Source organism: Variovorax rhizosphaerae (genome assembly GCF_037889975.1).
Lineage (GTDB): Bacteria > Pseudomonadota > Gammaproteobacteria > Burkholderiales > Burkholderiaceae_C > Variovorax > Variovorax rhizosphaerae.
In genome coordinates this window covers 21,467-35,588 of the sequence record NZ_JBBKZT010000028.1, presented here as the reverse complement: position 1 = coordinate 35,588, position 14,122 = coordinate 21,467, and the positions used below count along the sequence as shown (strand labels likewise).

General features: G+C 63.7%; 14 protein-coding genes. 8 read left to right on the top strand and 6 right to left on the bottom strand.

Features of this window, described 5'->3' with window-relative positions:
* The first annotated feature begins 6 nt into the window (after positions 1 to 6).
* From WKW82_RS34925 to WKW82_RS40710, 6 genes are all read left to right on the top strand, one after another.
* A complete protein-coding gene (locus WKW82_RS34925) occupies positions 7 to 1,122 on the top strand; it encodes an LPD7 domain-containing protein (RefSeq protein ID WP_340347664.1) in 1,116 nt (371 codons plus the stop codon).
* 32 nt (positions 1,123 to 1,154) lie between these two features.
* Complete coding sequence (locus WKW82_RS34920; protein WP_340347662.1) at positions 1,155 to 1,727, top strand: phospholipase D family nuclease; 573 nt, start codon at positions 1,155 to 1,157, stop codon at positions 1,725 to 1,727.
* Position 1,728: 1 nt separating this feature from the next.
* Positions 1,729 to 2,445, top strand: coding sequence for a TraX family protein (locus tag WKW82_RS34915; protein ID WP_340347661.1), 717 nt, complete (start codon positions 1,729 to 1,731; stop codon positions 2,443 to 2,445).
* A 97-nt stretch (positions 2,446 to 2,542) separates the two neighbouring features.
* Positions 2,543 to 3,025 (top strand): hypothetical protein, encoded by a 483-nt coding sequence (locus WKW82_RS34910; RefSeq protein WP_340347659.1) that lies wholly within the window; start codon positions 2,543 to 2,545, stop codon positions 3,023 to 3,025.
* Positions 2,914 to 4,146 carry a zeta toxin family protein gene (locus tag WKW82_RS34905; RefSeq protein WP_340347658.1) on the top strand — a complete coding sequence of 411 codons (1,233 nt, stop codon included), beginning with the start codon at positions 2,914 to 2,916 and terminating at the stop codon, positions 4,144 to 4,146. The genes WKW82_RS34910 and WKW82_RS34905 overlap by 112 nt, the downstream gene beginning before the upstream one ends.
* Positions 4,147 to 4,500: 354 nt before the next feature.
* The gene (locus WKW82_RS40710) at positions 4,501 to 4,680 is read left to right on the top strand and encodes a DUF2520 domain-containing protein (protein ID WP_422823663.1); all 180 of its coding nucleotides are present in this window, start codon (positions 4,501 to 4,503) and stop codon (positions 4,678 to 4,680) included.
* Positions 4,681 to 4,722: 42 nt separating this feature from the next.
* Here WKW82_RS40710 and WKW82_RS34900 read toward each other — a convergent pair whose 3' ends face one another.
* The 4 genes from WKW82_RS34900 to WKW82_RS34885 all read right to left on the bottom strand — a co-directional run bounded on the left by WKW82_RS34900 (position 4,723) and on the right by WKW82_RS34885 (position 7,933).
* On the bottom strand, positions 4,723 to 6,039 hold the full coding sequence (locus tag WKW82_RS34900) for a type II toxin-antitoxin system HipA family toxin (protein ID WP_340347657.1): 1,317 nt from the start codon (positions 6,037 to 6,039) through the stop codon (positions 4,723 to 4,725).
* 4 nt (positions 6,040 to 6,043) lie between these two features.
* Positions 6,044 to 6,337, bottom strand: a complete 294-nt coding sequence (locus WKW82_RS34895; RefSeq protein WP_340347656.1) for a helix-turn-helix domain-containing protein — start codon at positions 6,335 to 6,337, stop codon at positions 6,044 to 6,046.
* A 159-nt stretch (positions 6,338 to 6,496) separates the two neighbouring features.
* Positions 6,497 to 6,865 (bottom strand): hypothetical protein, encoded by a 369-nt coding sequence (locus tag WKW82_RS34890; protein WP_340347655.1) that lies wholly within the window; start codon positions 6,863 to 6,865, stop codon positions 6,497 to 6,499.
* Positions 6,866 to 7,024: 159 nt separating this feature from the next.
* Positions 7,025 to 7,933, bottom strand: a complete 909-nt coding sequence (locus tag WKW82_RS34885) for a LysR family transcriptional regulator (RefSeq protein ID WP_340347654.1) — start codon at positions 7,931 to 7,933, stop codon at positions 7,025 to 7,027.
* Between the two features lie 104 nt (positions 7,934 to 8,037).
* Here WKW82_RS34885 and WKW82_RS34880 point away from each other — a divergent pair, with 104 nt between their 5' ends.
* Positions 8,038 to 9,039 (top strand): Bug family tripartite tricarboxylate transporter substrate binding protein, encoded by a 1,002-nt coding sequence (locus WKW82_RS34880; protein ID WP_340347653.1) that lies wholly within the window; start codon positions 8,038 to 8,040, stop codon positions 9,037 to 9,039.
* A 23-nt stretch (positions 9,040 to 9,062) separates the two neighbouring features.
* Positions 9,063 to 11,000 carry an aconitase family protein gene (locus tag WKW82_RS34875; protein WP_340347651.1) on the top strand — a complete coding sequence of 646 codons (1,938 nt, stop codon included), beginning with the start codon at positions 9,063 to 9,065 and terminating at the stop codon, positions 10,998 to 11,000.
* Between the two features lie 517 nt (positions 11,001 to 11,517).
* Here the strand turns inward: WKW82_RS34875 and WKW82_RS34870 are convergent.
* Together WKW82_RS34870 and WKW82_RS34865 are read right to left on the bottom strand one after the other, a co-directional pair.
* On the bottom strand, positions 11,518 to 12,606 hold the full coding sequence (locus tag WKW82_RS34870; RefSeq protein WP_340347650.1) for a relaxase/mobilization nuclease domain-containing protein: 1,089 nt from the start codon (positions 12,604 to 12,606) through the stop codon (positions 11,518 to 11,520).
* A complete protein-coding gene (locus WKW82_RS34865) occupies positions 12,599 to 13,126 on the bottom strand; it encodes a hypothetical protein (protein ID WP_340347649.1) in 528 nt (175 codons plus the stop codon). Before WKW82_RS34865 ends, WKW82_RS34870 begins: the two co-directional genes overlap by 8 nt.
* Positions 13,127 to 14,122 lie beyond the last annotated feature (996 nt).

Here is a 14,122-nt window from a genome sequence, read left to right as displayed (position 1 = left end):
AACATCATGGTCAACCCTCCCAATGACAGCGAAGATGCAACTTCTGCAGGTTCCGTTAGCGAGCATCCTCCTGAACCATCAAAGCCGGCGAACCGGATCGTCCCCGATGCGGTCGCACAGCGCTTCTTGCGCATCGACAATCGGTATTTCTTCGCCGACCGCACCTTGGCGTTTGTAGATGCCGGAGACCGCCTGAAGGTACGCACGCACAACCTCGAAGTCGTGCACAGCGTCGTGGCCATCATGCAGGCGCGAGGCTGGCATACCATTCGGGTGACCGGCACGAAGGAATTTCGCCAGAAGGTCTGGCACGAGGCCACCATCCGAGGTATCGGAGTCCAAGGCTACGGGCCCGACGCGCTGGAGATCCAGCAATTGCAGCGCGCGCTGGACCGTGATCCGCCCCACTATCAGCACGCGCCGGCGAATGACAAGCAAGCGGCGCGCGAAGAGCGCAACGGTTCTGCGGGCAACAGTCCTGCTCCCCGCACCGCCATGCGTCCACCGACCGTCGGAGTGCTTCTTGCGCACGCGGCAGCGCCTTATCAGTTCGATTCGGCGCAGCGCATGTCCTACTACGTGCGCGTCCGGACGGAGGTGGGAGAGCGTACGCTGTGGGGGACGGATCTGGAGCGTGCGATCGCAGAGTCGCGCTCTGCCGCGAGCGTTGGAGATGAAGTCGTCCTGGCGCAGCGCGGCGCGCGGGCAGTGACGGTCCGGGTGCCGGCACGCAATGCCAACGGAGAGCTCGCCGGCGACAAGAAACTCGTCGCTCAGCGTATGACCTGGAGTGTCGAGAAGGTCCAGTACCTCGAAACGCTCGAGCGCAAGGCCGCCGTTTTCAGAATGGGTGACGTCGCTCCGGCCGACGTGCTGTCGCAGTTTCCAGACCTGAAAGGCGCGGTGGCCGGCATGAAGCTGGCAGAGCAGTTCGCACAACGCCTGACGCCGGATGCCGCCGACCAGGCGCGTGTCGTTCAGGCTATTCGCACAGGCCTGGCCAATGCAATCGCGCAAGGTCAGCACATCAAGCTGCCTGCGCAACGGGCACATCAGAACCAGGTTCATCATCGCAATCGCAGCGGCCCGTCCCGGGAAGAACTGCAGCACGCCCGTGGTTGAGAGCAACGACTCACCTGAACGCGGCTTCTGCCATGTCAACCCAACAAATAGACTTCCAGCGCGCATGCCGTTTTCTCGCGACCATGTTGGCGGCTTGCTGCGCGCTTGCCTCGGCCCCATCTGCATCGGCGCAACTCGTCCCCGCGCAACCCGCCATGGTCGCGGCTGCCTTTACGCCGGGTGGGGCCTTGCCGCTCGTGCTTGAGACGATTCGGGGTGCGCGGTCGAGCATCTTCGTCGCCGCATACACTTTCACAAGCAAGCCCGTCGCCACGGAGTTGCTGCAGGCTTCAAAACGCGGTGTGAAGGTTTTTGTGCTCGCCGATGCAGTGGAAACCAGCAAAGGCTATTCAGCTGTTCGTTTCCTCGCCAACGAGAGAGTACAGGTGCGCACCAACGGGCGTTACGCGATCCAGCACAACAAGTTCATGGTGATCGACGGCCTCACCGTACAGACCGGCAGCTTTAACTACACGTCCGCGGCGGCGCAGCGCAACGCAGAGAACGTGATCGTGGTGCGTGACGCACCGGCCATCGCGGCGCAGTACGACGCCGAATGGCGACGTCTCTGGAGCGAAGGTTCTGAACTCGCGCCTGCCTACTGACATGGCCAAGGTGCTGCAGGTCAAGGGCCGGCGTGCCGCTACGGCCGGCCGCACTACTCACTTGCGGGTTGCTGCCGGGACATTGGAAGCCCTGAAATGGCTTGGCATGGTCCTGATGACGCTGGATCACGTCAACAAGTACCTCCTTGGAGGAGCAAGCCCAGCGCTGTTCGATCTCGGCCGCCTGGTGATGCCGGTCTTCGGCTTCGTACTCATGTACAACCTCGCGCGCCCCGGCGCTTTTGCCGCAGGCGTGCATGTGAGGGTCATGCGGCGCTTGCTGGTCTTCGGCGCTCTGTCGACGCCAATGTTCGTCGCGCTAGTCGGCTGGTGGCCATTGAACATCCTCTTTATGCTGCTGCTCTCCACCGCGATCACCTGGCTGATCGAACGTGGCGGGCGGATGCACACCGCACTGGCGGTGCTCTCGTTTGTCGTGGCGGGTGCGGTGGTCGAATTCTGGTGGTTCGGCGTGTGGACATGCCTCGGCGCTTGGGCGTACTGCCACAGGCCCACAGCCGGGCGACTCGCGCTCTGGACCCTGTCACTGGCGTCGCTGTGGCTCATCAACGGGAACTTCGCCGCCTTGGCAGCGCTCCCGCTAATCCTGGCGGCGACGCATGTCGACCTTCCGCTCGAGCGTCACCGGTGGCTGTTCTATGCGTTCTATCCTGCGCACCTCGCACTGGTCTGGATGGCGATGAAGCTCACGTCATAGTTTCAGGCAACGTCCAGGCGCGGCATAACAGTCAACACTCTTTTTTCTGAGTTGGGCGAGCGAGGCAAATGCAGGTGCTGCTATAACTCGCGTCGCCATGGACAACAGCCCGATCATTCGCTTCCGCCTCGACCGCGAGATCGCCGAGCGCGCGCAGCGCATGGCCGAGGAACGGGGACTGGAACTGCCGGACATCATGCGCATGATGCTGACCAAGGCAGTTCGCATCGGTGACTTTTCGATTGACCAAGAGCAGCCCTTGCGTGCCGCTCCCACCGAGAGTCGATCCGTGGCGGCCTACGAACCGCGCTATTGGTCGGATGCCTTGGCGGCGCTCGATGCCGAGGTTGCACTGGCCGTGTTGCACCAAGCCATTGCAGACCGTACGGCTTGGCTCGATGAAAGTTTGGCTTTCAAGGACTCGGACCTGCAGAGGGTTGAGACCGTCCGCAACGAGCGTGAAGAAGCGTGCGAACTGCTGGCCGCGTTCGATCCAAAGGATGCCGCTGCCGTCGCAAGGATCCTGGACCGCTTCTCACCCGACTCTGCCTCGGGTCCGGCACCGGAGGCAGAGGCATGACTTCGCCCCGCCTGAGCCAGGAAGAGCGCGACCAGATCTACGAACACAGGATTCGACCTGATGTTCTTGCCGGCGCCATGCCGTCGAGATCTCCAGCTGCGATGATCGTCGCGGGACAACCAGGGGCAGGAACGCCATCCGCGGCGGCGACGCTTCGCCTCGAACTGGCGAAGACGATCGGCGCCGTCGTGCAAGTCAGCGGCGATCGCCTGCGCGCCTATCACCCCGTCTGGCGGCCGCGCACCGCAACCGGAATCCTGAGCGCCCCTGCGATAGAACCAGAAGTCACCTACTGGTCAAATCGCATCGTCCAGGACGCGCAGCATCATCGCATGCACCTCCTGGTCGAGGATGAGATGCACGATCCGCGCTCAGCGTACCGGATGGCCAACACGTTGCGCAAGGACGCGTATGTCGTCCAAGCCGTGTTTATTTGCACCAACGCGGACGAGAGCACGCTGTCGGTGATGGCGCAGTATGACCGCTCGCGTGATCGAGGCCTCTCATCGCGCTTTGTCTCAAGGCAGGAACATGATGCGGCGCTGGCCAACGTTCGCGCGGCCATGGGTTTGCTGGAAGAACGGCGCGCCGTGGACGGCTTGAGAATCATCGACCGCAACGTTCTGCAGGTCTACGAGAACCGCTTGGTCGAGGGCGAATGGAAGCGGGAGGCGCGGGCACTGGTTGCGCTGGACGCCGTTCGCAACAAGCCCCGACATCCCAAGGAACTTGCGAAGTTCGCGATGCGATGGGAGACGCTGGTACAGCGGCTCGCGCCCAGCCCCGACGTGCCCCGCGACGTGGCGAGCCAGGTCCTCATGTGGCGCAGCGAAGCCGCCGCGCGCTGCGAGACCACGGCGGCTGCGTCTCAAATGCTGCAATGGGCACGTGAAGGTGCCGCCTTCCGGATCATGGATCGCTTCGAATTTGCGCGGGAATTTCCGCATCACGCACGCGCGGTCAGTTCACTTGGTGCGGCTGTCATCGAGGCAGAGAAGTACGAGGCACCCGAAAGCGCGCGCTTCCTAGCAAGCGCTCGCGAAAACATCGCTCAACGAATCGAGCGCGGCGACATGGCACGCATCGCGGCCCGCGAGAAGCGCGAACCGCCCACTCGCTGAGTAGCGTCATGCGCCATGCTTCGCCATTGCCACGAAACTCGCTTGGCGGCGTCGAGTTGCTGAGCCCGGTCGCGAAAGCACTCGGAGGCTGCCCCGCCTACTGCCGTAGCCCGCCATGAGCAGTCCTCGGGTCGCGCCGGTCGTCCGGCAGGTCGAGACTGATTGCTGACCGACGGATTTGAGAGACGAACGACCGCGACTGCAGCAACCCGCCGTTCGGGCCTCGGACGCGTAGCGGTCCGCTGCACCTCTGAAACCTGTCGCACGACAGCATTTCAGCGGCAAACTCATACATTTACATGACGGGAACGCTTCCCAACACCGCGTTTCGGCCGCACCGGCGACGATGGATCCATGGACTTGAGTGGTGTACGTCCCAGTGCGTTACCGAAGTGGCCAGCCTACTCCGCCAAAATGACCGCGAGAGCCTGCTCATCAAACGAGGGGCTGGCCGGTGCGTTGGCTGGTCCGATTTCTCGTGGTGACGCCGGGGTCGTTCGGCGGCACGTGGCCGACCTCAGAGCCCGACTATGAAGATTGATCGCCTGGATTTGCCGCCGAGGCGGCCTTTCATTTTCAGGCGAGCAGTTGCAGCGCTTCCACCAGTGCTTCGTGCTCGAACGCTGGCGCAAAGGCTCCCAGCTCCTGCTGGGTGAGCCCGATGGCCGAGGATGTCGCCAGCGTGCGCCATTGCTGCACCGCCTTAACAACCTCACCCAGCACTTTCAGCGCATCCTGCGTGGTTGCCAACTCGAACCGTGCGGCCTGGCCCATGAGCTGGTCCACTGAGGTGATGGGCCCGGTGTCCTCGCTGAGCCAGGTCTTGGATTCTCGGTCCTTGTCCGGGAACGGGTTCAGGTCGAAGGCCGGCGACAGCGTCCACTGCTTGCGGCCGACATACAGCAGGCCGATGTTGTGCAGGTGGTCGTCCACGTTGGTGATGAGGTGGTTGAATACCAGGCGGCGCCACAGCTCGCGGGCGTCCTTCTGGAAGTCCTGGCTGATGCCGCGCAGTTCGTCGATGACCTCGGTGTACGCGCGCTCCTCGCCACGCTTGGCCTGGAGCAGCGTCGTGCCCGACATGTAGGGGATGCGGCCGTCTTCAGCGGTTCTGTCGAACCGGCGGATGATGGCCACGGGGATGGCTCCTACCATCTGCACGCGAGCCCGGGCGCCGTCGATGCCCGCCAACTTAGCCAGTTGCAGTGCCAGCACTTCGCCGCGCGTGATGCTTCGCTCGTCCTTCACGCTCGGGAACTTGCCAATGGCCAGGAAGCCGTCTTCGTCGAGCACGGTGCACTTTGGTCGCATGCCGCCCAGCGAGGTGCCCTTGCCCTGCAGGTAGCGCAGGTCTTCCTGCGTTTCCTGATTCTCCTCGACCGCGCGAGAGGCTGTGAGCATGCGCTCGAGTTCCAGCAGCGGCGGCGTCTGGCGCCGGCCCTGCGCGGAGGTGCGCAGGTAGGTCTTCGTGTCATGCAGGCGCAGCGCGCCCATGCGGCTGAAATCGTCAACGTGGCACAGGAAGTCCAGCGTGGTCAGCGCCGGCAGGCTGGCGTCCTTCTCGCGAGCCTTGGCATGGGCCCGCGCGATGACGCGGCGGCCCCAGTCATCGGGCTCGGTGTCGGCCAGCGCCTGGAAGAAGCACGACTCTTCCTTCCCGGCTGGTTTGAACTGCTGGAAGCCCGGTGCGTTCAGCACGTCAGGTGACACTGTGAAGAAGTCGGCAGACGCCCGCCAGGCCGCGTCGTAGGCGAACTGCGAGAACTCGCGCGCGCCATCCTTCTGGTAGATGAGCTTGCCGAGCGGTATGCCGGCATTTCCCAGGTGGAGCGCCAGCTCGACCCTGGTGGATGCGGGCTTGAAGCCCTTCGCTGCTGCAGCTAGTTTGGCCATGGTCTCAGAAAGCTCCTGCGTTCTTGCGGCCCCGAGGCGGCTGGATGATCTTCGGCAGCTTCTCGTCCTGGAGAGCCATTCCGATACTGTCGTGGGCGGTGTCCATCAAGGCCTCGAGCTTCTCCAGTTCGCCGAACACCTGCAGTGCCCGCGCGATGTGCTGCAGCGCCACGCCCGGGTGGCCGGCTTCGAGCCGGCGCACGGTGTTGACCGTCACGCCGATACGCGCAGCCAGATCAACCTGAGTGAGGTTGCGCCGGCGCCGGGCCAGCGAGATGTTGCGGCCGAAGCGCTCCATGGCGCGTACCACGGGGGATGGGATGGGTGTAGAAGTCATGAGAGCGCCCCTATATGGGTTGAGATCGGATCACTTACGCAAAATAATGGTGATGTTACGCATTTCACCAAAACCAGTCGAGAGGGAGTATAGATACACCAAATATAGGTTGTTTGGCATTCAAACAATCAAAATAATGGCGAAATATCTCATCAAGCCAGGGCTGTGCGGCTTGTCCAGCGGGCCTTCCCAATAGGTTCCTTTCGGCAATGTGCCCTGGCCGGCCGGCGAAAGAAGCACGACTTCACCTCGCCGGCGCTCAGGGGTGGGGCTGGCCGGACGTGAAGCGGCAGTGCTTCGCTTTGGCGAGTCGATGGCCGCTCCAGCGGCGCCAGTGGCGATCTGATGCGTGCCTCGCACATAGCCTGGCAGGCGGTCGCGCACGCCGGAATGGATGAAGAGTTCGGCGCACTGAGCCTGTTGGCATTCTGTGGGCCACAACAGGGTCCCAGAGACGGCATCGCACTTTTCGCACCACTGGACAAGCAATCAGGTTTTCCAGTGTCCAGAAGGCTGTCCTTGGTCAAGCGGGCGATCGCGGTGAAAAGTCAGCTGTCAGGCGATGCCGCGAATTTGAACTCGCGGCCATGAGCGGAAGGTCGACGCTGCGTGGCTCGACGTTCGAGAAGGGGCAAACAGCGGACGCGTTCATTCCGCCGCTATGGTGGCGGCGAGCCGAAGCCCCTCTGCGACGATCTGCGCGGCACGCGACACATAGGGCTCTGTCCGAAAGCACACGACGAAACGCCGGGTGGCCCACTCGTCGGACAAGGGAATCACGCGAATCGGCAGTGCATCGACCCATGGGCGCAGGACCTCGCGAGGCAGGATGCCGATGCCGAGGTCGGCCGCGACGACATGGGCCACGCCCTCGAAGCTCTCGACTTCGATGCGTGGCTGCAAGGTCTTGCCCGCCACCGCCGCATGCCGGCGCAACATCGTCTCCATCATGCTGCCGGGCATCGCGCTCACATGGTCGTAGCCGAGCGTCTCCGCGAAGGGCACGGACTTCCTTCGGGACAGCGGATGGCCGCGCGAGACCAGGGCGCAGGCATGGTCGGGTCGATAGGGCACGGATCGCAGCCCCGTTAGGTCTGCGACATCCCAGCACACCGCGAGGTCGGCCGCCCCCTCCTTCACCTGCCGCACCATCTCGCTGGAGGACGCCTCGCGCAGACTAAGTTTCAAGGCCGGGTGCTTTCCGAGCACGGCGGCGATGTCGGCAGGCAGACGGTGCGACAGTGCCGCGAGGCTCGCGAGGATGCGAACCGTCCCGGCGCCGCCCGTCGCCATGTCGCGCATGGTCGTGTGCATGCGGTCCATGCCGGCGAGCACTTCCCGGGCCTGCCTTGCCAATGCCTGACCGGCCTCGGTGGGGCCCATGCCCCCGGCGCCACGCTGAAGCAACTCGATGCCGACATCGTCCTCGAGCGCAGCCATTCGCTTGCTCACGGCCGAGGGCACGATGGACATCCGATCGGCCGCCCTGACGATGCTTCCCTCTTCGCAGACGGCCAGGAAGAGGCGCAGGGTGATGGGATCGAAGTCGATGCGCATCGGTGCAGATAAGTTCCAAACGGGAACGAACGATGCGCGAAATTGAAGTTTGTGTCTCTAAGGGAAATCTAGAGTGCGGGTCATACCCACACCTGGAGACAAGCATGAGGTTCAACAACGGAAAATTCGCCATCGCAACGCTGATGCGTGCCGCCGCACTCGCTACCTGGGCCTGCGGCGTTGTCAGTGGAGCCATCGCCGCCGACGCCTACCCCACCCGGCCGATCACGCTCTTCGTGCCCTTCGCGGGCGGCGGCAGCGCGGACATCCTGGGTCGCGTGCTCGCCAACTCGCTGACCGAGACGCTCAAGCAACCGGTCGTGGTGGACAACCGCACGGGCGCGGGCGGGCTGGTCGGAACCTCGCTGGTCGCCAAGGCGCCCGACGACGGCTACATGCTGCTGCTGGCGACCGACAGCCTCTACGCCATCAACCCGGCGCTCTATGGGAAGAAGGCGGAAGACGCCATGGCCGCACTCACACCGGTCGCACATCTGGCGGAGGCGCCGCTCGTGATCGCGGTCAATAGCGCGTCCCCGGTCAACGACTTCGCAGGCCTCTTGAAGCAAGCGAAGGCCAGCAGCGCGCCGTTGAGCTTCGGCACCCCCGGCGTCGGGACCGATCATCATCTGTTGGGCGAGCTGATTGCCAAGTCAGGCCAGGTCCGCCTCAATCACGTGCCCTACCGCGGAGCCGGCGCGGCCCTGGGCGACCTTGCCGGGGGCCAGATCGACATGCTGATCACGCTGGTCAGCACGGCGCAGCCGATGGTGGCGGCCGGCAAGATCAAGCTGGTCGGCGTGGCGACCACCAAGGTCTACGAGGCACAGCCGCAGATTCCCCGCATGGGGCAGATTCTGCCCGGCACGGACATGCTGGTGAGCTACAGCCTGATGGCGCCCAAGTCGACGCCGGCGCCGATCGTCGCTCGGCTCAATGAAGCGGTCGGCATTACGCTGCGCAACCCGAGCGTCGGCAGCAAGCTGGCCGAGCTGGGCCTCACGCCCACGGGCGGGACGGTGGCTGATTTCGCCAAGCGAATGCAGGCGGAGCGGAAGCAGCGAGAAGGCATCATTCGCGATGCCGACGTCAAGCTGGTCGAATGACCGGCGCAGCCAGAGGAGCCGACATGCATGCCATCCAATTCGAAGGCCGCATCCTTTTCCTGTCGGAGGATCCGACGCTGGTCGAGCGGCAGATCGCCGGCGAGAATCTCTCACAGGCGCAGGCCGGCAAGCTGCGCGACGACGTCTCCACGGACGAGATCACGCCCGGCTGGGCCTGCTTCCATGTCGACGAAACGCTCGGCCGCTATCCCTACGTCGGTCTGACCTGCGAGGGTCGCAGGCCCATCGGCACGGACCAGGTGCGGCGCGGCGGCTTCGCGGTGACGGTGGCCGGCACGCGCTACGGAAAGGGTTCGTCGCGCGAGGCGAGTCCTTATGCCGAGCGCATGGCCGGCATCCGCCTGGTCATCGCGCAGAAGTTCGAGCGCATCTATCGCCAGAACTGCCACAACCTCGGCATCTTCACATCGAGCGACTTCGGCCTCGTCGATCGCATCCGCGCTGGCGAGGCGATCCCGGTCTCGGAGCTGGTGGCGGGACTGGATGCCGTGACGGCCGAGGTGTTGGCGCGCGGGGGGCTGTTCAACTACACGAAGGCCCGGCTAGCCGGCGAGATCGCGATGGAGCCGCAACCGCCCGAGAGCCGCCCGTTGACCTACGTCGAGAAGATCATCGCGCGCTCGGCCAGGAGGCCGCCTTCGACTTCGGGCATCAGCTTCGTCAAGGCGGATTGGCGCTACTCGCACGACTACGTGACCGGGATGTGCGCCGCATTCATGAACAAAGCTATGGGACCCGACATTGCCTTGCAGGACGTCGCATCGATCCAGTGCTTCGCGGATCACCTGGTCTATGTCGAAGAGACCATGTCACCGGCAAAGCGCGCCCTGGGGCTGCTCGACTCCGCGATGGCGATGGGCAGGATGCAGGAAGAATTCTGCGCGCAGCACGGCGTCCGCTTGCATCACCGCGTGCCCGGCAGAAAAGGGGCGGAAGGCATCTGCCACTCGATCATGACCGAGCGCTACGTGTTGCCGGGCCAGGTCGCGATCGGCACCGATTCCCATACTCCGCATTGCGGCGCGCTGGGGGCCTTTGCCTTCGGCATCGGTGCGAGCGAAATGGCCAACGCATGGATCACGGGCGATGTGCGCGTGACAGCGCCGAAGGTCTGTCGGGTGCAGCTGCGCGGGACGCTGCCCGCCGGGGTCGACGCCAAGGATGTCGTGCTGCATCTGCTGCGCCTGCCGGAGATCCGCAACGGCAGCCTGGTCGGCCTCGTCTTCGAGTACACCGGCGAGGCGCTGAGCGCGATGGGGACGGACGCGCGCGCTACGCTCACCAACATGGTGGCCGAGATTGGCGGCCTGACGGGCATCGTGGCCCCCGACGATGAAACGCTTCGCTTCCTGCGCGAACGTCGGGGCGTCGACTTCCGACTCGAACCCTGGATGCGCAGCGACGAGGGGGCGCAGTATGCGCACGAAATCGAGGTGGATTGCGGCACGCTCGAACCCATGGTGGCGCGCCCCGGGGATCCCGGGCAGGGCCTTGCGCTGTCGGCACTCGACAAGGCGGTCGCGATAGACATTGCGTACGGTGGCTCCTGCACGGGGGGCAAGCTCGAGGACATCGAGGCCTACCACGCGGTCCTGGCCTGGGCCGAGGAACACCGGCTCGGCATCGCGCCGGGTGTGCGGTTCTTCCTGCAGTTCGGCAGCGAGGACGTGCGCGCGCGCAGCGACCGGATGCAGATGGTGGCGCTCTTCGAGCGCATGGGCGTCGAGCTGGTCGAGCCCGGTTGCGGGGCGTGCATCAATGCGGGCCCTGGCGCCAGCGAGCGCGAGGACCAAGTCACGATCAGCGCGATCAATCGAAACTTTCCGGGTCGCTCGGGCCCGGGCGCGCTGTGGCTTGCCAGCCCTTCCACAGTAGCCGCCAGTGCGATAGCCGGCCGGATCGTGAGCTTCTCGGAGCTGAAGGCATCGATCGGGCAGTGAGAGTCTCGCCATTCGGGGATGGGCCCAAGCAGAACAAAAAATCCATCCGGCTCGATGCGCCTCGACTGAGGCAATGTCGGCATCACACGCATTGCAGACATGCTGGAGCCGAAGCCGAAAGACCGTGATGGGCCCTAACTTCCAGTTGGGCGACCAATAAAGCGGCCGTTCGACTCGGCGACAGCGGGGTGGCTGTTGGGATGCAGCCAGGCTACGGCCGCAATGCCTCCGGACCAGTCGTTATCAGCGGGGAATAGTTCGCCCAACGACTAGAGGTTTCGGCCGCACAGCGTGAGTTCGTCGAGCGACCCGCAAAGACAGCAGACGCTGCGCTGCTGCCGGTGGCGGCACGACGCCCGCCGACCGCCATGGGCCCCATGAAGCTGGTCGGATGCTCCAAGCCAAACTGAAGAAAGCAATGAAGCGGAGAACGCCATTGCACATGGCAGCCAGCATTGTCTTGAGCAGGTCGTACACATTTCCTGCGCTCGCATACTTGGAGAATTCTGCGCCAAACCTAGCGGCTTCGGTTCTTCGACTGCTCTTTAGCGTCACGAATGCGATCCCCACGGTTCGCCCGCAGAGCTTCACGCAACCCTGCAGCGATGAGCTCGCGTTCGGTGAGTACGGGGGACATTGAACTTACAAAATGCTCAACCTGGCGTGCGAGAGCCAGTTCGCCTTGCTGTCGCAACGCGTTGATCGTCACCAGCCAATCGGCCTCGACCTGGCCACGCGTCACGAAAAGCCTTTCCTTGCCTGAATCGGGGGAGGATCTACCGGCTTGAAGGTCTTTCGCCACGCTTTCAACCTTGCGCCGGAAGAAGGTCGACTCCGGCGGCGGCCGTCGCTCGGCACGCTGGTTAGCCGGAAGATTCTGAAAAGCCCGCATCGCGCGGAGGCGATGATGAATCGGATCCTTGCTGGGCATCTTCAATTGGCCCCGGATTTGTCGAGGCGTTGCGTTCGCCGCAACGCCCTGCTCACGCATCAGCAACGCAAACTGCTCGCGCCATTGCCGTAGCGTCTCCTTTCGGATGTAAAGCCGCTTGCCCGGCTCCGTCTCGTGCTCGCATTTCACGACCAGATGCACATGCGGATGCGCTTGATCGGTGTGCAGGGCCATGGCGTAGCGATACTGCAGGGCGAAGTTCTCGCGAGCGAAGACCTGCGCGGCGCGCAAGACCTTTTCTGGCGGCGTGCCAGCCGGCATCGACAGCACGATGTTGTGCGTGAGCTTCGCCCGCGTGTCCTTCTGGCCCGCGGCCGGCTTGGCCTTGTATTGGCTGCGACAAAGATCGAGCTGCCAGTCGGACAACAGGCGATCTGCGACATCGCGGCCCAGCAGCGACATGCCGTCATCGGTCTCGATTTCGAGCTTGCCGTGACGACCGATGTATTTGAGATGAGCCTTGGCGCCACCGCTCTCGCGCGCGCCGCCAGACACTTTGACCATCACCTCCGGCACCCGACCGACGGTTCGCTTGACTTGCTCCACCTGATCCGGATTCAGATGCAGTGACCCACCGGGGCCGCGACGGCCGTAGCTCACGATGTCGAGATCCATACCCGAGGTGCGAGGCAGCGTCACGATGTGCTTAGGCATTGCCAGCCTCCCAAGAGATCAAGTTTCTGCGTACGACGCCTGAGACAGCTTCACGCACGCTCTCAACAGCGGTCCCGACATCAATGAGCAATTCACTTGAAACCGGCATTGATGTCGCTCGAAGTTGGCGACCCATTGCGGCCAAGTGCCCGGCCATGCATCTGAGCTCTTCGAGCTCTGCGGGAGGCATGACCGCGGAGCTACGGACATGTGCGCGCACCAGCATCGCCAGATAGCTTGAGGTCTTCATGCGGCGAGTCGCAGCCTTGGCGTCCGCGAGCGCTCGATCGCCTGGACGCAGGCGAAGGGTGACCCGGTCGTTCGCACGTTCAGCTTGCGTGTCGAGCTCTATCTGGTCTGCCGCCTCGAGCGCGCCATTGGCGAGCAGTGCCCTTTCGACGAGAAGGCCCAGCATCGCCGATTCACTCAGACCCTGCTGAGCCGCTAGCGCGGCGAATCGTGCCTTCGTTTCGCACGAAGTGCGAGTGCCGAGGACGACGGTTCGAAGAGCGGTGGCCATGGAAAACGAAGAAACGTTAACAATGTCTGACGCCAGTCTATCCTGCCCTCAAAGGCGAACAAGGACTCCGCCCCATCTCGAACACCTTTGCGTCCTAAGACCATCGTAGGCTTCCCATTCGAACAGGACGCGCGCGTCACGCCGAACACGGACTGGGGCAGTCCGGGAGGCGCCGACGCATTCGCTCGACATGCGTCATGCCGAACACTTGTTCGGCGAGCTCCAGCGGCCGCTGTTGCTACGTTCATTCCAGGCGAAGCTCCGCCCGTCTCGTTGAACGTGTTCACTTCATCGGGCAATAGACTGACGCAGCGAAACCCGAACCCGCGTCATGCCGTACACGGCTCATGTGGAATTGCAGCAGACGCCATCTACCCGGTTGCAACCAACTCAGCAGAAGCGCGCGAAGGCCCGTGAAGCCCCATCACCGGTGTCTCGGTCGTGGCGAGCGCCGTCTTCCAAATGCAACCCTACCGATGACCGAACTTCGAGAGGAGCACTTGCGTCATGCCGAACACATTCTTGCCCTCGACGTCGAACAACGACACTGCTCTCATCATGTGAGGCACTTCCGCGCAAGAGAGGGCGATCGCATGCATCGATTTGAACAGGACGTGCGCGTCATGCCGAACACTCTTGGTCAGCTTCTGAGGCGGCGACGCGTTCACGCGAAGTGAGTCATACCGAACATCCTTCAGCTGCTTGTTGCGTGCGATTCGAACGCGGTCTCGTCGCGTCATGTCCCAAGCAGACCTCCTGCGTTTGCCAAACAGCCATCGACGTCGATATGAAAGAGACAACGCATCGAAATCTGACCTGGGTCATGCCGAACACGCATCTGATCGCGAGGTCGGACTGAACACCGACCACATGTCGAACACGTCGGAAAGTTCGAACCGGCGTCATGCCGAACACTTTCGGCGACGGCTTTGGCGGGGGCAGCACGCGAGACGGGGGCGCCTTCGGCCGATCTGCGTCATGCCGAACACTTTGCCG